Genomic DNA, 17283 nt, shown 5'->3' with positions numbered 1-17283 from the left:
CGCTTGGGTGAAAGGAGGAGGGGCGAAATCTCCCACGGTCTGTACTGCGTCAACAGTCAGAATCGGGCTTTGTCCCTTCTCCTCCCTTCAAGTCCTAGCATACAAGCGGGCTTGCTCGCGAAGGCGGTATGGCAGGTAACCGAGATATCTACTCATTCCAACCCAATTAAATGGTCGACCCGAAGAGCGCCATCGCAGGCAAGCCAGCTCCCACATTGATTACAGGTGCCCTCGTCACAGTTGATAACTGAAGCTCAGCGTATACCGAGGCCTGCGATTGAAGCTGTCCAGGGCGATATCCGACATTGGCTTGGCCGCTTCCAGCGCGATGTTGTAGTACTTGTTGTCGCCAAAGCGTAAACCTACCGCCGCCGACGACATGTCGTTGGCCTTGACAGGCAGGTCGTTGAACCAGGATTTGGCGCGATCGACCACTACGTAGGGTTGCAGGATTTTCACCCAGTTGCCGGCGCGGTTGAAGCTGTAGTTGACCTCGTACGCCACCCCCCAGCCCTTGTCGCCCGAGCCTTGGTCGTCCGGGTAGCCGCGGCCGAAATTTTGCCCCCCGAAGGTGGCGCGTTCGCTGTCGGGCAGGGTGTTGTTGCTCCAGTACAGCGCGCCGGAAAGTACGCCTTGCCAGTTGTCGAAGAACTTGTCGCTTTGCACGCCGGAGAGGCGCAGGCGGAAGAAGTCGAGGTCGGGTTTAGCCACGTCCAGGTCACTGCGGGCCTTGGCGCCCAGGCCATCGATGCCCTGGTACAGGCCACCGCTGATGATGCGTAGGCGTCGCGCGTCGGCTTTGCGCCAATCACCTTCGAAGGCCAAGGCGCGCAGGTTGGATTCGATGTCGAAACGCAGCGGGTAACCCACCAGTTTATAGCGCGTAGTCTGGTCGACCGCGTACAGGCGTGTGCCCAGGGTGAAGGACTCGGTCGGGGAGGCAATGAATGGGTGGCTCAGGCCAATGGAATAGCGGTCGATGGACTGGTGCGGCTTGAGTTCGAAACCGCCGTCCAGTTGCACGCTGCTGCTGGGGTCGGCGCGATAGCGCTCGGCGGCGAGCGCCAGTTGGGTGCCTTCGGCATTGATGAATTGGTTGTAGTCCACGCGGTAGTAATGCTCTTTGTCCTCGCCGGGTGGGAACAGGCCGCTGACGCTGAGCTGCTCGCCCATGGACGTCTGGGAATTGCTGGTTGCGCTCAGCAACGCTTGCGTGCCGCCACGGCTTTTCTGCACCAGGCTCATGCTGGTGGTGAAAGGTTTGCGGCTGGCCTGGATCTGCATGTGCGTGGCGCCATCGGTGGTGCCTGGCGGCGGTACTTGCGCTTGTACGCTGAGGCCGGGGATGCGGCTCATCAGCGTGGTATAGCGCTCGAACGTCTTGCGAGTCAGTGGGCGTTCGGCCAGGAGCTTTTGCGCGAGTTTATCGACGTAGGCCGACACCGAACCAATGTCGCCGGTTTGTTGATAGTCCTTGATGTAGCCTTCCACCAGTACCACGCGGACCAGGCCATTTTCGAATTTCTGTTGCGGCAGGAAGGCGTAGGACAGCAGGTAGCCATCCTCCTGATAACGGCGGGTGATGCCACGGGTCGCTTCAATCAGTTGCGCAAGGTTGGTTTCACGTCCAATCAACGGCGCATACACCTGTGCCGTCTCGGCGAGCGGGTAGACCGTTCCGCCTTCGATCTGCAACTTTCGAATAGTGACCTTGGTGTCCATCAACAGCGGCTGGCCCGCAGTCGGCGGCGCCTCGGGTACTTGGGTTTTCGACGTGGGTGGTCGGTAGGCGTCAGCGGGCAGGTTGGGCACCGGCAGGGTGCGGACAGTGTCGTTGCTGTTAAGAAAGCTGGGAAGGGTCTCGGCCTGGGCGTAAGCACTGAGGGTGAGCAATAACAACGGGGTCAACACGCGCATAGGACACTCCATGGTCAACTGCAGCAGCGCTTCGGGCCCGCCGGGTTCTGGGACTCGGTTCGGGAGGGCGGCGACTGATCACAGGTGTCGCTGCCCATAAAAAAGACGAGAGACTTATTAAAGGTCTCTCGTCTCAACCAAGCGTAGGCGCTGTAGGGGAGGCCGTCTAATCGGCCAGGTGCATTTCTATTTGCCGGTCAGGCCATTCAACAAACCGCCCAGACCGCCTGTGGCCGTAGTGCCGCCCGTGGTTGTGGCAGTGCCGGTTGCTGTGGCGGTGGTGCCGATATTCAGGCCACCGAGCAAACCACCGCTGGTGCCGCCAGTGGTGCCGCCGGTTACCAGGCCACCCACCGAGGCGACGGTGCCGCCGACCGCTGTGACGGTGGTGCCCACCGCGTTGGTGATCGGGTTGGCATTGGCTGCGGTCAGGTTAGTGCCCAAGCTGCTGACTGCGCCGCCGACTTGAGTCACCAGGCCATTGACCGGCGCGCCCACACCGGTAGTGGTGCCGATGGTTTGCGTCAGGTTGGTGACGCCGCTGGTCACAGGGTTGAGCGCGGCGCCGACATTGGCGGCCACGGTGGCGACCGGTGCGGTAGCAGCGGTGTTTGCTACACCTGTGCCACCCAGCACAGTGCCCAGCGAGGCAACGGTGCCGCCGACTGCACCACCGGTCACACCCGCTGCACTGACGGTGCCGTTGGTGTTGCCCACGTTCAGGCCGGTACCCACGTTAGCGACCAGGCCACCCACCAGTTCTGGAATGCCGGTAGCCGAGGTGCCACCGGTTGGGGCGACATAACCACCTGATTTATCCAGTGTGCCACCGACGCCGGTGAGCACGGTGCCGACAACGCCGGTGACCGGGTTGCCCGTGCCGCCCGTGCTGGCGACTTGAGTCCCCAAGCTGGTGACGGTCGAGCCGACCTTATCCAGTACGCCATTGAGTGGAGTGCCCAAGCCGGTTGCGTTACCCAGGTTGCCGGTGGTGTTTTCCACCAGCGACACCACAGGCACCACGACTTTGCTGCCCAAGGTGTTGGTCAACGAACCCAGCGGGCCGGTGGTGCTGGCCGTACTGAGGGTATCGCCGAGCATGGTGACGGTGGTGCCGACTTTATCCACGACGCCACCTACCGCAGTGCCCACTCCGCCTGTCAGGCCGCCCACAACGGGGACACCGCCGAGAGTGGTTGACAGTGATTGGCCGGTGGTCGACAGGCCGTCGCCCAAGTCAGCTACGCCGCCGCCGACACCTGCGACCGTAATGCCCAGCGAATTGCTATTGGTTCCCAGGGAACCCAGGCCTGTTGTGACGCCGGTGCCGATGGTGGTGACCGCAGTGCCGACCGAGGTGACCAGGCCGCCTGCTGTGGTGCCGACGATTGGAACAGGGGTCAAGGCGCCTCCGAGATCACCCACTGCTGCGCCTACATTGCCTACGGTGGTGCCGAGGGTGCCGGCGATCTGGCCGGTGATCAGCGGGGTGGTTGTCGAACCTGTTCCGCCGCCAGTGCCGCCGGTGCCACCACCAGTCCCACCCGTGCCGCCGCCAGTCCCACCGGTGCCACCGCCAGTCCCACCCGTGCCGCCGCCAGTCCCACCGGTGCCACCGCCAGTCCCACCCGTGCCGCCGTCAGTGCCACCGGTGCCACCGCCAGTCCCACCCGTGCCGCCGTCAGTGCCACCGGTGCCACCGCCAGTCCCACCCGTGCCGCCGTCAGTGCCACCGGTGCCACCGCCAGTCCCACCCTTGCCGCCGTCAGTACCACCTGCGCCGCCACCAGTCCCACCGGTACCGCCGCCCGTGCCGCCATCACCGCTCCCGGCACCTGCCCCAGCATCCGGCGATGACGCCGCCACGCTGGATTTATGCCCGCCACCACCGCTGCTGCAGCCGCCCAGGCTCATTGCCAGAATCAGGGCCAGCGCGGTACTTGCTTTCCAAAACACGACTTGAGTTTTCATGATTGAGTTCCTTGCACCTGGTACAACCTTGGTTGTTTCAAACCTTCGTTACTTCTTCGGATAACGATAGGTTTGTCCGTGTGGCTATCTCAGGCGAGGGCACTCTTTCACGCAACGCTCAACTTGGTATTAACGATTTATATACATCCCGCCATCGTCGGCTTAATGACTAATACCAAAGGTGTAATGGAAGGATGTTTCAGGATGTTTATAATAGTAAAATCAAAGTGTTGTAAATAAAGACGGACCTCGTAAGGTCCGCTATAACTTAGGGTGTATATATACAATTAATCAGGGTTTTCAGGCAGTCGGCTGCCACTGCCCCAGCATATGTTGTATATCCCCAGCGCCTTTGAGTTCCAACGCCCCGCTCGAACCGGCCGCGCTGCTCATCAATATCACTTCACTGGGCAGGCGCACCGGCTTCATGAACTCGACGTCGATTTCAATATTGGCGGCCGGCAGGTGTTCTGCCAGCGCCGCGAGGGTGCGCGCCTTGTTCCATAACCCGTGGGCGATGGCCTGGGGAAAACCGAACAGTTTGGCGGTAGGCCCACTGAGGTGGATAGGGTTGTAGTCGCCGGACACTCGGGCGTAGCGGCGGCCTATGTCAGTGGGCGCTTTCCAGCGCGTCAGTTCGGTGAGCGTGTCTGGGGTTTGCAATCCGCTCTCCAGGGCTTCGCCCTCCAGCTTCACGCCTCGACACAACATTCGGCTTTCGGCTTCCCACAAAAGTCCAAGTGCATCCTCTACAACGGTGACGATGTCAAAGGTGGCCCCCTTGGGATGGGGGCTGAGATTGCGTGCGTAGACACCGACACTCACGTCACCCACGCCACCCAACGGCCGATGAATACGGATGCGATTGCGCAGGTGGATCAACCCCAGCAACGGAAACGGAAAGCTCTTGTCCGTCAGCAGTTGCAGTTGCAGGCCGAACGCGAGGATATGCGGATAAGTCGCCGGCAGCATCGGGCTGTCAGCAAAGCCGCACACCTTGCGGTACGCGGCAACGGCGCTGGGGTTGATACTCATCCGGCAGCGCAACCCACATTCGGGCAGTGAGCTGCCGGTGATCTTGCGCTTGAGCGCCGCACGCCAATACAGCGGCAGTAGGGGCGGGGTGCTGTCCAACGTTTGCCATTGCATGCTTACGCTCCCAGAAGACTTTGCCCACACACCCGCAGCGCTTGGCCGCTGACCGCGCCGGAACCCGGCTGGCTCAGCCAGGCAACGGCTTCGGCCACGTCCTGGGGCAAGCCACCTTGGCCCAGGGAACTCATGCGGCGCCCGGCCTCGCGCAGGGCGAAGGGAATATGCGCGGTCATCTGGGTTTCGATAAACCCTGGCGCGACGGCGTTGATGCTGATCCCACGCTCCTTCAACAGCGGCGCCCAGGCTTGAGCCAGGCCGATCAACCCGGCCTTGCTTGCGGCATAGTTGGTTTGCCCACGATTGCCGGCGATGCCACTGATAGAAGCCAGCAACACCACCCGTGCATTGTCCTGCAGGGTGCCGCTGTCGAGCAGGGCCTTGGTCAGCACTTGCGCAGCCTTGAGGTTGACCGCCAGCACTGCGTCCCAGTATTCCGGGGTCATGTTGGCCAGGGTTTTGTCGCGGGTGATGCCAGCGTTGTGCACCAGGATGTCGAGCCCGTCTGACAGGTGCTCGATCAGTTGGCGTGCGGCATCTTCGGCGCAGATATCCAGGGCCACCGTGCGTGCATTCAGGCGTGCGGCCAGGGCTTCGAGGTCGGCCTTGGCCTGGGGCACATCGAGCAGAATCACGTCGGCGCCGTCGCGGGCCAGGGTTTCGGCGATGGAGGCACCGATGCCTCGGGCGGCGCCGGTAACCAACGCCTTGCGCCCGGCCAAAGGGCGCGTCCAGTCTTGCACCGGGGTGTCGCAAGCTGACAGGCGAATCACCTGGCCCGAGATATAAGCGCTTTTGGGCGAGAGGAAAAACCGCAGCGCGCCCTCCAACTGGCCTTCGGCACCGTCGCCCACGTACAGTAACTGCAGCACGCCACCGCTGCGCAACTCCTTGGCCAAAGAGCGGCTGAACCCTTCCAGGGCGCGCTGGGCGCTGGCGGCGAACGGATCGCTGAGGCTTTCCGGCGCCCGGCCAAGGATCACCAAGTGGGCACTGTGGTCGAGGTTTTTAAGCAGTGGTTGGAAGAATTCGCGCAGCTGCTTGAGCTGGTCGGTGTGCTGCAAACCGCTGGCATCGAACACCACCGCCTTGAGCTTGGGGCCGTGTCCTGGAATCCACGCGGGCGCTGTCGAGGCTTCGGCGCCGTAGCTGTAGACGGCGTCGGTGAGTCGGTTGGCAAATGCCAGCACCTGGGTAGCCAATGCGCCACCGCCCAGCAGCAGCGCACCTTCGACCGGGCGCAGGCGCCCGGCTTGCCAGCGTTCCAGGCGTACCGGTGACGGCAGGCCAATGGCGGCGACCAGGCGATGGCCGAGGCTTGAGTTGGCGAAGTCGATATAACGGTCAGACATGGAACGCTCTCCGAAGGCTGGGGTTCAAAGGTTGACCACCCTGGGGTGGCAGTCGTTCGATTGAGCCTAGGCTAGGCTTGATGATTCCACCCACCACCACAAGGGAGCTTTCCATGACTCAATTGCGCCGTGTAGCGATCATTGGCGGTAATCGCATTCCTTTCGCCCGATCCAATGGCCCCTACGCTACGGCGAGCAACCAGGCGATGCTGACTGCCGCGCTGGAGGGCCTGATAGAGCGCTACAACCTGCACGGCCTGCGCATGGGCGAAGTGGCCGCCGGCGCGGTGCTCAAGCATTCCCGTGATTTCAACCTGACGCGTGAATGCGTGCTCGGTTCGCGCCTGTCACCGCAAACCCCTGCGTACGACGTTCAGCAAGCCTGCGGCACGGGGCTTGAGGCGGCGCTGCTGGTGGCCAATAAAATCGCCCTGGGCCAGATCGAATGCGGCATTGCCGGCGGGGTGGACACCACCTCGGATGCACCGATTGGCGTGAATGAAGGGCTGCGCAAGATCCTGCTGCAAGCCAACCGCAGCAAATCCCTGGGAGATAAACTAAAACTCCTGTTACAACTTCGTCCTCATCACCTCAAGCCGGAACTGCCGCGCAACGGCGAACCGCGTACCGGTTTGTCCATGGGCCAGCATTGCGAACTGATGGCCCAGACCTGGCAGATCCCCCGCGCCGAGCAGGACCAGCTTGCGCTGGAGAGCCACCAGAAGATGGCGGCGGCCTACGCCGAAGGCTGGCACAACGATTTGCTCACGCCCTTTCTCGGCCTCACCCGCGACAACAACCTGCGGCCCGACCTGACCCTGGAAAAACTCGCCAGCCTCAAGCCGGCCTTCGAGCGCAGCGAAAAGGGCACGCTCACCGCGGGCAACTCCACACCGCTGACCGATGGTGCCTCCCTGGTATTGCTGAGCAGTGAGGCATGGGCCAAGGAGCGTGGCTTGCCGATCCTGGCCTACTTGCGCGATGGCGAAGCAGCGGCGGTGGATTTCGTCCACGGCGCCGAGGGCCTGCTGATGGCGCCGGTGTATGCGGTACCGCGTTTGCTGGCGCGCAACGGCCTGACGTTGCAGGACTTTGATTACTACGAGATCCACGAAGCCTTCGCCGCCCAAGTGCTGTGCACGCTCAAGGCCTGGGAAGACGCCGACTATTGTAAGAGCCGCCTGGGCCTGGACGCGCCGCTGGGGTCGATCGACCGCAGCCGCCTCAACGTCAAGGGCAGTTCCCTGGCGGCGGGGCATCCGTTTGCCGCCACCGGTGGGCGTATCGTCGCCAACTTGGCTAAATTATTGGATGCTGCGGGCAAGGGCCGTGGGCTGATTTCCATCTGTGCAGCCGGTGGCCAAGGCGTGACGGCGATTATCGAACGCTGATTGCCGACAAAATTGGCCCATTGAATGCATTCTGAAGGGGTCAGAGGTCAGTAGCCTCTCCCCCCGGCGAGCCGATTGCCGTATAACGAGTGCCACACGCGTGTTTGGTAATACAGGACCCACAATAAAAGCTGATGAAGACTCCTAAACGCATTGAACCCCTGATCGAAGACGGTCTGGTCGACGAAGTGCTGCGCCCTCTGATGAGTGGTAAAGAAGCAGCTGTTTATGTGGTGCGCTGCGGCAATGAATTGCGTTGCGCCAAGGTTTACAAGGAGGCGAATAAACGAAGTTTTCGTCAGGCGTCCGAATACCAGGAAGGCCGTAAGGTCCGTAACAGCCGCCAGGCGCGAGCCATGGCCAAGGGCTCCAAGTTCGGCAAGAAAGAAACCGAAGATGCCTGGCAGAACGCGGAAGTGGCAGCGCTGTTTCGCCTGGCCGGTGCGGGCGTTCGTGTGCCCCAGCCGTTCGACTTTCTCGAAGGCGTGCTGTTGATGGAACTGGTGGCCGACGAATACGGCGATGCGGCGCCGCGTCTGAATGACGTAGTGCTGGAGCCGGACCAGGCGCGTGAATACCACGCCTTCCTGATCTCCCAGATCGTGCTGATGCTGTGCACCGGCCTGGTGCACGGTGACCTGTCCGAGTTCAACGTACTGCTCACGCCTACGGGCCCGGTGATCATCGACCTGCCCCAGGCGGTGGATGCGGCGGGCAACAACCACGCGTTCAGCATGCTGGAGCGCGACGTTGGCAACATGGCTTCCTACTTCGGGCGTTTTGCCCCGGAGTTGAAGAAAACCAAGTACGCCAAGGAAATGTGGGCGCTGTACGAAGCTGGCACCTTGCACCCGGCCAGTGTATTGACCGGTCAGTTCGACGAACCGGAAGAACTGGCGGATGTGGGCGGTGTGATCCGTGAGATCGAAGCGGCGCGGTTGGATGAAGAGCGTCGCCAGGCGATTCGCGCGGCGGATGATGCGCCACCAAGCAAAGTGCCGGACGAGCCACCGCCGCCGCCTTGGATGCAGTAACTCACTGTGGCGAGGGAGCTTGCTCCCGTTCACCCGCGCAGCGGGTGCTGGCTTTTTTGGGGGGGGGGCGCTTCGCACCCCAGCGGGAGCAAGCTCCCTCGCCACAAGAGCCAGCTCTCACATTGGGTTTGTGTTTGTCCAGTCAGGCGCAGCAGTTGCCCGCTGCCAACTCCTTGAGTATCGGGCAATCGGGCCGATGATCGCCCTGGCAGTGCTCCATCAGGTCCTGCAAGGTATCGCGCAGTTGCCCCAGCTCGCGAATCTTGTGATTGAGCTCGTCGATGTGCTGGCGCGCCAGGGCTTTTACGTCGGCGCTGGCCCGCTGGCGGTCCTCCCACAGGGTCAGCAACTTGCCGACTTCTTCCAGTGAAAACCCCAGGTCTCGCGAGCGCTTGATGAACGTCAGGGTGTGCAGGTCGTCGTGGCCGTACACCCGGTAGCCGCTGTCGGTGCGGTGGGCGGTTTTCAGCAGGCCAATGGATTCGTAGTAGCGAATCATCTTCGCGCTTAGCCCGCTGGTGCGGGCGGCTTGGCCGATGTTCATGGGCGTTGATCCTCCAAGTCCTTGGGTTTCCAGGTTTTCAACAACAGGGCGTTACTCACCACGCTGACGCTGGACAAGGCCATGGCGGCGCCAGCCAGTACTGGGTTGAGCAGGCCGAAGGCGGCCAGGGGAATGCCGATCAAGTTATACACAAAGGCCCAGAACAGATTCTGTCGAATTTTCGCGTAGGTCTTGCGGCTGATCTCCAGGGCGGCCGGCACCAGGCGCGGGTCGCCACGCATCAAGGTGATACCGGCGGCGTGCATGGCCACGTCGGTACCGCCGCCCATGGCGATGCCGATATCGGCAGCGGCCAGGGCCGGCGCATCGTTGATACCGTCGCCGACCATGGCCACCACGCCGGTTTTTTTCAGCTCGGCCACGGCAGCGGCTTTATAGGCGGGCAGTACTTCGGCATGCACATCGTCGATGCCCAAGGCCTCGGCCACCACCCGCGCACTGCCGTGGTTATCGCCAGTGATCAGGTGGCTGCTGATGTGCTGCGCCTTGAGTTGTTGCACGGCGTGCAACGCGCCGGGCTTGAGCGTGTCGCCAAAGGCAAACAGCCCTAGCACGCGGGGTTGCGCGCCTTGTTCGATCAGCCAGGACAAGGTGCGGCCTTCGGCTTCCCATTCCTTGGCACGCGGGCCTAAATCGCCTGCGTCCAGGCCGGTCTCTTCCAGCAAGCGGCGATTACCCAGCGCCAATGGCCGACCGTCGAGCGTACCGGCAATGCCGCGCCCGGTCAGGGATTGGCTGGCGCTCACATCGGCCACGTCCAAGCCTCTTTCGCGACAAGCATCCAGCACGGCCTTGGCCAGTGGGTGCTCACTGCCGCGCTGCAGGGCGCCGGCCTGTTGCAATAACAGGGCTTCATCGCCATCCACGGCCGCCAAATGCGCAATGTTGGGCGCGCCGGAGGTGAGGGTGCCGGTCTTGTCGAACACTACGGCGCTCACGGCATGGGCGCGCTCCAGCGCTTCGGCGTCCTTGATCAGGATGCCGTGGCGTGCGGCGACGCCAGTGCCGGCCATGATCGCGGTCGGTGTGGCCAGGCCCAGGGCACAAGGGCAGGCGATCACCAATACGGCCACCGCATTGATGATGGCGGTTTCCAGGGAGGCGCCATACAGCCACCAGCCCACTACGGTAATCAGCGCCAATACCAGCACGGCCGGCACGAACACCTGGCTGACTTTATCCACCAGTTTCTGAATCGGTGCCTTGGCGGCCTGGGCGTCTTCGACCAGGCGGATGATGCGCGCAAGCACACTTTCCGCGCCCAGGGCCAGGGTGCGCACCAGCAGGCGGCCTTCACCGTTGATGGCGCCACCGGTGACCGCGTCGCCGGGTTGTTTGGGCACCGGCAGGCTTTCGCCGCTGATCAGGGCTTCATCGGCATGGCTCTGGCCTTCCACCACCTCACCGTCCACCGGGAAGCGTTCGCCGGGTTTGACCAGCACCAGGTCGCCGTGCTTCAACGCACTGATGGCGACGTCTTCTTCGCGGCCGTCCTGCACGCGAATCGCCCGCTCCGGCCGCAAGGCTTCAAGGGCGCGGATGGCGCTGGCGGTCTGGCGCTTGGCGCGACTTTCCAGGTATTTGCCCAGCAGCACCAGAGCGATTACCACCGCAGAGGCTTCGAAGTACAGGTGCGGCGTCACGCCTGGGGCGGCGGTGAGCCATTCATAGATACTCAAGCCGTAGCCGGCACTGGTGCCGATCGCCACCAGCAGGTCCATATTGCCGGCACCCGCGCGCACGGCTTTCCACGCGGCGACATAAAAGCGCGCACCCAGGATGAATTGCACCGGCGTGGCCAGGGCAAACTGTATCCAGGCGGGGAGCATCCAGTGCAGGCCGAAGGGTTCTACCAGCATCGGCAGTACCAAGGGCAGCGCCAGCAGAATGCCCGCCACCAGCGACCAGCGCTCGCGGCGCAGGCGCCGGGCTTGATCGGCGTCGGTGGCGGTTTCGCTTTGGGGCAGGCTGGCGGTGTAGCCGGCTTTGTCGACGGCGGCGATCAACACGCTGGGGTCCATCTGGCCCTGTACTTCGATGTGCGCGCGCTCATTGGCCAGGTTGACGCTGACACGTTGCACGCCAGGCACTTTGCCCAGCGCGCGTTCGACCCGCCCGGCACAGCTGGCACAGGTCATGCCTCCGATGGGCAGGTCAAAGGTGGTGGATCCATTCATGGGGCAGTCCTCCAGAAGAAGTTGCCACTAGGATCAACCTTAACCTGTGGGGAAGGTCAAGCCCCTTCAGTATTCCAATGCCGCGGTTTTGAGGTACATGCCGTCCGGGCCTTGGGCAATGCGTAATTTGCGTACATCGCCGGCTTTCAAGGTGATGTTCTGCGCGGGGGGCGCGAGCATGCCTGGCTGACAGCCGGGGGCTTGACCCGGCAACACTTTCAGGCGCAGCGACACATCGCCGGGGGGAAGGTTGAAGGAGGTGGCCTGTTCCTGAAACAGGCGCCCGGCCAGTTGGTCCTGGATATACAGGCCGATCTCGCAGTGGGTCGGCACTTCCAGGCGTTCGCGGGAAATAATCAGCACCGCATAATCTTCAGCTGCCAGGGCCTGGGGCGCAGCGGCAGGCAAGCTCATCAGGCCGGCAAGGGCAAAAAACGACCAGCGCATGGCGAATGCTCCATGGTTCACAGCTAGGGAGTTGAAGCTTGGACGACGCCGCCGCCGAATACCAGCCCGGCAGAAATACTGAGAACTTGACCTTGCCATCATGGCAAGCTCGACACTGGGCTCAACCTCATCAAAGGAGTCATGTCATGCAAATATTCAGCGTTGAAGGAATGACCTGCGGCCATTGCGTTAAAGCGGTGACCCAGGCGGTACAGAGCAAGGATTCGGCAGCAAGTGTGGAGGTCGACTTGAAGGCTAAAGAAGTGCGGGTGGCAAGCAGTCTGTCCTCTGACCAAGTGATCGACCTGATTGCCGAGGAAGGCTACAGCGTCAAGCTGGCGTGATTTTTCTGATCGTTAGCCACCTAACGTAATGTTCATGGCACCCAAGCGCGGCTAGACTGTCGAGCTGCCGACTCACTTGGGTGTCTGATGAACCTTCGCATAATCCTGATTCTGGGCGCCTTGAGCGCCTTCGCGCCGTTGGCGATCGACTTTTACCTGCCGGGATTTCCGGCAATGGCCTCGGCCTTCGCCACTGACGAAAAACATATCCAGCTGACCCTGGCGGTGTATTTCGCGGGCCTGGCTATTGGCCAATTGATCTACGGGCCGTTGGCCGACCGCTTTGGCCGGCGCGTGCCGCTGCTCAGCGGCGTCACCCTGTTTACCCTCGCGTCTTTCGCTTGTGCCTATGCGCCGTCCCTGGAGTGGCTGATCGGTGCACGCTTCGTGCAGGCCCTTGGCGGGTGTGCGGGCATGGTGATTTCCCGGGCGGTGGTCAGTGACAAATGCGATGCCGTGGGTTCGGCCAAGGTGTATTCGCAACTGATGCTGGTGACCGGCCTGGCCCCGATCCTGGCGCCGTTGGCCGGTGGCCTGATGGTCGGCGTGTGGGGCTGGCAGTCGATTTTCCTGGCGTTGTCGTTGTTCAGCGTGATGGCGGCCATCGCCGTGGCGGTCGGGTTGCCGGAAACCTTCCCGGCCGATCAGCCGCGCCAGCCGTTGTCGGGCTCGTTGCGCCGCTACGGCTCGCTACTGTCAGACCGGGTGTACCTGGGCTATGCCTTGACCGGCGGCATCTCGATTGCCGGGATGTTTGCCTACATCGCGGGCTCCCCCTTCGTATTTATCAAGCTCTATGGCGTACCGGCCGAGCATTACGGCTGGTTGTTCGGCTCCAACGCCGCGGGCTTTATCCTGGTGGCGCAACTGAACGCAAGATTGCTCGCCAAGCGCGGCCCGGCGTTTTTGCTGTCGCGTACCGTGTGGGTGTACGTGGCGGCGGCGTTGACGCTGTTGGGAATTGCCGCGTTGCGCACTGAAGCGCTATGGCCGTTATTGGTGCCGCTGTTTATTTGTATCGCCAGTCTGGGCTGCATTTTGCCGAACACCTCGGCCTGCGCCATGAGCGGGCAGGGGGCTCGGGCTGGCAGCGCGTCGGCGTTGCTCGGTTGCATTCAGTTCGGTGTGGCGGCAGGTGCGGCGTCGTTAGTCGGTGTGTTGCACGACGGCACGGCGATGCCGATGGCCATGGTCATCAGCCTCTGCGGGGTGCTGGCGGTGACCATTGCCATGGCGACCCAGCGCCTGCAACGGGCAAGGGCCGTACAGGCGCCGGTCTAAAGTTGGGCTCAGCCAGCGGAACGTTGCTGGTTGAGAGGGAAGCGATGGGGCGCCTGGATCCGGGCTTGCAGCGTGTCGGCGAAGGCGCGGGCCTCGGCTTCACTGCGAAAGGTGATGGCCTCGCCGTCGAGACGAACTTGCCATTGGCTGCCGGGGGATTTTGCTAACGCTTTTATCAGGATTTTCATTGCTGACTTCCTCACGTAAAAGAATCGTGGCAAAGGCGGCCAATATAAACCTGAACGGGCGCATAAATATGACAAGGATCAACTCTCGGACTAATGGTGTCGTCCGTTACCTACGTGGATAACAGACGACACTGACAGCCGTTTTTTCAGAACCCTTCGAGCACGATCTTGCCCTTGGCCTTGCCGCTTTCCAGCAGGGCGTGGGCGCGGCGCAGGTTTGCTGCATTGATCACACCGAAGTGCTCGCCCACCGTGGTTTTCAGGGTGCCGGCGTCGATCAGTTCGGCCACGCGGTTGAGCAAGTTGTGCTGTTCGATCATGTCTGGCGTCTCGAACATCGAACGGGTGTACATGAACTCCCAGTGCAGCGACAGGCTCTTGCGCTTGAGCTTGCTCACGTCGAGGGCCTTGGGGTCGTCGATCAACGCCAGCTTGCCTTGGGGTTGCAGCGCTTCGACCAGTTGGTCCAGGTGATGCTCGGTCTGGGTCAGGCTGGCGACGTGGGTCACTTGCCCGTGACCGGCATTTTTCAACGCCTCGCTCAGCGGCTGGCTGTGGTCGATCACCACGTGTGCTCCCAGGGCCTTGGCCCATGCGTGAGTCTCGGGGCGCGAGGCGGTGCCGATGACCTTCAACGCGGTGAGCTGGTTGGCCAGTTGAGTCAGGATCGACCCCACGCCACCGGCAGCGCCGACGATCAGCAGGCTCTGGCCTTGATCGTCTTTGCCTTCAGTCACCTGCAAACGTTCGAACAACAGCTCCCACGCGGTGATAGCGGTCAACGGCAATGCGGCCGCTTCGGCAAACCCCAGGCTTTGGGGCATATGGCCGACGATGCGCTCGTCAACAGTGTGCAATTCGCTGTTGCCGCCTGGGCGTACCAGGGAACCGGCGTAGTACACCTTGTCGCCGGCCTTGAACAACGTCACGTCACTGCCGACCGCCTTGACCACACCCGCCACGTCCCAACCCAGCACTTTGGCGGCGCCATTTTCCGGCGCGACGTTCTGGCGCACCTTGGTGTCCACCGGGTTGACCGAGATGGCTTTGACTTCCACCAACAGGTCACGGGGGCCGGCCACGGGGGCTGGTAGTTCGATGTCTTGCAGGGATTCTGGATCGTTGATCGGCAGTGAGGCGTAGTAGGCGATGGCTTTCATGATGACTCCAAGTGAATACGGTCAAGGTAGGAGCGAGCTTGCTCGCGAAGATCGTTAACGATGACGCGGTGTTTCTGGTTTCGCGCCTCGTCGTTGGGGTTTTCGCGAGCACGCTCGTTCCTACAAAAAAGGCGGGATCAGGCGAGAAATTTCAGGCGCTTGAGTTCGAAGTGTTCGATCACATCGGCGGCCTTGGCGCGAAAGCTCTGGATATGCGCGCTCTGGTCGTGGTCGGCCAGCGCCGCGTCGTCGCTCCAGCGCTCGAGCATGTAGAAGGTCTCGGGGTGTTGCAGGTCCTGGTGCAGGTCGTACTGCTCGCAACCGGCTTCCAGGCGGGTCGGTTCCAGCAGGCCGCGCAGCAGGGTTTCCAGGGTGGCGTGCTGGCCGGGTTTGGCGATCAGCGTGGCGATGACATTAAAAGCGGTGGGCATAGTCGACTCCGGGCACGGGCTAACGGGATGGGCAGATGATTGGCTATTTCCTACGCCGATAAAAGCGGCTAAAACAGCAGGCTGTTTCAACCAAATATTGATAATGAGCGGAAATGCATGCTGCGTTTTGATGATTTGCAGTTGTTTGTGCGGGCCGCCGACTTGGGTAGCCTGTCGGCTGCGGCGCGGGTCATGGACCTGTCACCGGCGGTGGCCAGTGCCGCGCTCAAGCGTATCGAACAGCAACTGGGTACGCGCTTGCTGGCGCGCTCCACCCGCAGCCTGCGCCTGACAGCCGAAGGCGAGGGCTTCCTTGCGTACGCGCGGGCGTCACTGAGCGCGCTGGATGACGGGCGGCGCCTATTGGCCAGTGGCCAGGATCATGTCAGTGGTGTGCTGCAATTGTCGGCGCCCTCGGATTTCGGTCGCAACCAGCTGTTGCCGTGGCTGGATGCGTTCCAGCAGGAGCATCCGCAACTGAACGTGCGCCTGTTGCTCGGTGATCGCATCGCCGACCTGTTCCGCCAGCCCGTGGACATTGCCTTGCGCTACGGCGAACCCGAAGACTCCAGCCTGATTGCGCTGCCCATTGCTCCGGACAATATTCGCGTACTCTGCGCCGCCCCCAGTTACCTCGCCCGGCATGGCGAGCCGCGGCATCTGGAGCAATTGGCCCAGCACAATTGCCTGCTGTACATGCTTGGCAGCCGCGTCCACGACCACTGGGGTTTTTACGATGGCAAGCGTCATGTGGGCCTGACGGTCAGCGGCGATCGCTTCAGCGATGACGCCGATGTGGTACGCCGCTGGGCGGTGGCGGGCATGGGCATCGCCTACAAATCCTGGCTGGATGTGAGCACCGATGTGCTGGCCGGGCGCTTGCGTCTGATCCTGCCGGAACTGCAGGGTGAGCGCACCCCGCTCAACCTGCTGTGCGCCCACCGTGCGCAATTGAGTAAACCCATCAATCTGCTGCGGGACATGCTCGTGTCCCGTTGTGCGACATTGACGGCGCAGCGACCGGGACGAATGGCTTCTCGTCAATAGCCTGCGCCACGCTCGGAAGTTTCGCTCATATCTTGTCCTGATTTGCACCGTCAGACACCGGGGAACCTATTGCCTGCGCACCTATACTTGGGCGTCAACCGCAGCAGAAAAATGGTTTAACAGGGAGTGAATACATGGGAGCAGCACCTTGCATCAGTCAGATCGCCAGCTTGCTCGCCGAGCCTAAACGCACGGCCATGCTCTGGGCCTTGATGGACGGTTCGGCGAAGACTTCCGAAGAGCTGGCGACGCTGGCCGGGCTGTCGCCGGCGTCAGCCAATGCACATTTGGCGCGGCTGTCCGGCAGCGGCCTGTTGCGGATCGAGGCGCGGCGGGGCCAGCGCCTGTTTCGTGTAGCGGCGGCCGATGTCAGTGCCGCCATTGATGCGCTGGCCAGCACCACTATGGCCAGCGCGGCCCGCAGCACACCCGATGTTTTGCCAGCGGCGCTGCGCGCACCGCCATTGCTGCGCCGTGCCCGCTGGTGCCATGGCCACCTCGGCGGCGAGCTGGCGGCGCAGTTGTATCAACGGATGCTTGAGGCCGGGTGGATCGAGCGCCATGAGCCGCGTACAGAGGTGACGCCCAATGGCGTGCAGGCGTTGGCGCAACTGGGCATTTTTACCCAGGCATTGGCATCGCCGCTGGCCTGCGACTGTTTCGACTGGAGCCAGCAACAACCCCATCTGGGCGGTGCGTTGGGGGCGGGCTTGATGCAACTGTTTCTGCAGGCGAACTGGATCAGCGTGATCAACGAGTCACGGGCCTTGTCGGTCAATGACCTGGGGCTTGAGCACATAGCTCGCATTGCCAAGCTGTAGGCGTC

The 17283-nt window shown here is 62.4% G+C and carries 17 protein-coding genes; 7 read left to right on the top strand and 10 right to left on the bottom strand.

The window, feature by feature from the left end; translation table 11 throughout:
- Positions 1 to 234 precede the first annotated feature (234 nt).
- Positions 235 to 1917, bottom strand: coding sequence for a ShlB/FhaC/HecB family hemolysin secretion/activation protein (locus JJD66_RS25545; RefSeq protein ID WP_200649317.1), 1683 nt, complete (start codon positions 1915 to 1917; stop codon positions 235 to 237).
- Between the two features lie 186 nt (positions 1918 to 2103).
- On the bottom strand, positions 2104 to 3342 hold the full coding sequence (locus JJD66_RS25540) for a collagen-like triple helix repeat-containing protein (protein ID WP_198716885.1): 1239 nt from the start codon (positions 3340 to 3342) through the stop codon (positions 2104 to 2106).
- Here JJD66_RS25540 and JJD66_RS28565 point away from each other — a divergent pair.
- A complete protein-coding gene (locus JJD66_RS28565; RefSeq protein ID WP_442800185.1) occupies positions 3334 to 3774 on the top strand; it encodes a hypothetical protein in 441 nt (146 codons plus the stop codon). The genes JJD66_RS25540 and JJD66_RS28565 overlap by 9 nt on opposite strands.
- 414 nt (positions 3775 to 4188) lie before the next feature.
- On the opposite strand, the gene JJD66_RS25535 is transcribed toward JJD66_RS28565, so the two are convergent.
- Positions 4189 to 5037 carry a MaoC family dehydratase gene (locus JJD66_RS25535; RefSeq protein ID WP_200649315.1) on the bottom strand — a complete coding sequence of 283 codons (849 nt, stop codon included), beginning with the start codon at positions 5035 to 5037 and terminating at the stop codon, positions 4189 to 4191.
- Between the two features lie 2 nt (positions 5038 to 5039).
- Positions 5040 to 6392 carry a 3-oxoacyl-ACP reductase gene (locus JJD66_RS25530; RefSeq protein WP_200649314.1) on the bottom strand — a complete coding sequence of 451 codons (1353 nt, stop codon included), beginning with the start codon at positions 6390 to 6392 and terminating at the stop codon, positions 5040 to 5042.
- Positions 6393 to 6505: 113 nt separating this feature from the next.
- Here JJD66_RS25530 and JJD66_RS25525 point away from each other — a divergent pair, with 113 nt between their 5' ends.
- A complete protein-coding gene (locus JJD66_RS25525; RefSeq protein ID WP_200649313.1) occupies positions 6506 to 7783 on the top strand; it encodes an acetyl-CoA C-acetyltransferase in 1278 nt (425 codons plus the stop codon).
- Between the two features lie 134 nt (positions 7784 to 7917).
- On the top strand, positions 7918 to 8817 hold the full coding sequence (locus JJD66_RS25520) for a PA4780 family RIO1-like protein kinase (RefSeq protein ID WP_198716432.1): 900 nt from the start codon (positions 7918 to 7920) through the stop codon (positions 8815 to 8817).
- Between the two features lie 142 nt (positions 8818 to 8959).
- On the opposite strand, the gene cueR is transcribed toward JJD66_RS25520, so the two are convergent.
- The 3 genes from cueR to JJD66_RS25505 all read right to left on the bottom strand — a co-directional run bounded on the left by cueR (position 8960) and on the right by JJD66_RS25505 (position 12006).
- On the bottom strand, positions 8960 to 9361 hold the full coding sequence (cueR, locus tag JJD66_RS25515) for a Cu(I)-responsive transcriptional regulator (RefSeq protein ID WP_003188242.1): 402 nt from the start codon (positions 9359 to 9361) through the stop codon (positions 8960 to 8962).
- The gene (locus JJD66_RS25510; RefSeq protein ID WP_200649312.1) at positions 9358 to 11559 is read right to left on the bottom strand and encodes a heavy metal translocating P-type ATPase; all 2202 of its coding nucleotides are present in this window, start codon (positions 11557 to 11559) and stop codon (positions 9358 to 9360) included. The genes cueR and JJD66_RS25510 overlap by 4 nt, the downstream gene beginning before the upstream one ends.
- A gap of 66 nt (positions 11560 to 11625) precedes the next feature.
- Positions 11626 to 12006 carry a hypothetical protein gene (locus JJD66_RS25505; RefSeq protein WP_200649311.1) on the bottom strand — a complete coding sequence of 127 codons (381 nt, stop codon included), beginning with the start codon at positions 12004 to 12006 and terminating at the stop codon, positions 11626 to 11628.
- Positions 12007 to 12152: 146 nt separating this feature from the next.
- On the opposite strand from JJD66_RS25505, the gene JJD66_RS25500 reads away from it, so the two are divergent.
- Together JJD66_RS25500 and JJD66_RS25495 are read left to right on the top strand one after the other, a co-directional pair.
- Complete coding sequence (locus JJD66_RS25500) at positions 12153 to 12350, top strand: heavy-metal-associated domain-containing protein (protein WP_054896417.1); 198 nt, start codon at positions 12153 to 12155, stop codon at positions 12348 to 12350.
- Between the two features lie 87 nt (positions 12351 to 12437).
- Entirely contained in the window at positions 12438 to 13631 is a 1194-nt protein-coding gene (locus JJD66_RS25495; protein WP_200649310.1) for a multidrug effflux MFS transporter, read from the top strand.
- 8 nt (positions 13632 to 13639) lie between these two features.
- On the opposite strand, the gene JJD66_RS25490 is transcribed toward JJD66_RS25495, so the two are convergent.
- The 3 genes from JJD66_RS25490 to JJD66_RS25480 form a co-directional block, all read right to left on the bottom strand.
- Positions 13640 to 13819 (bottom strand): hypothetical protein, encoded by a 180-nt coding sequence (locus JJD66_RS25490; RefSeq protein ID WP_014716767.1) that lies wholly within the window; start codon positions 13817 to 13819, stop codon positions 13640 to 13642.
- A gap of 146 nt (positions 13820 to 13965) precedes the next feature.
- Complete coding sequence (locus JJD66_RS25485) at positions 13966 to 14979, bottom strand: zinc-binding alcohol dehydrogenase family protein (protein WP_200649309.1); 1014 nt, start codon at positions 14977 to 14979, stop codon at positions 13966 to 13968.
- 137 nt (positions 14980 to 15116) lie between these two features.
- Entirely contained in the window at positions 15117 to 15410 is a 294-nt protein-coding gene (locus JJD66_RS25480; RefSeq protein ID WP_034125903.1) for a putative quinol monooxygenase, read from the bottom strand.
- 117 nt (positions 15411 to 15527) lie between these two features.
- On the opposite strand from JJD66_RS25480, the gene JJD66_RS25475 reads away from it, so the two are divergent.
- Together JJD66_RS25475 and JJD66_RS25470 are read left to right on the top strand one after the other, a co-directional pair.
- A complete protein-coding gene (locus JJD66_RS25475; protein ID WP_198716436.1) occupies positions 15528 to 16457 on the top strand; it encodes a LysR family transcriptional regulator in 930 nt (309 codons plus the stop codon).
- Between the two features lie 134 nt (positions 16458 to 16591).
- A complete protein-coding gene (locus JJD66_RS25470; RefSeq protein ID WP_034125905.1) occupies positions 16592 to 17278 on the top strand; it encodes an ArsR/SmtB family transcription factor in 687 nt (228 codons plus the stop codon).
- Positions 17279 to 17283 lie beyond the last annotated feature (5 nt).

It is taken from the genome of Pseudomonas sp. MF6751 (genome assembly GCF_016613265.1).
In the GTDB taxonomy this organism is placed as follows: domain Bacteria; phylum Pseudomonadota; class Gammaproteobacteria; order Pseudomonadales; family Pseudomonadaceae; genus Aquipseudomonas; species Aquipseudomonas fluorescens_BV.
Note: the sequence above shows the minus strand (reverse complement) of the source record. Positions and strands in the feature narration are given on the sequence as shown.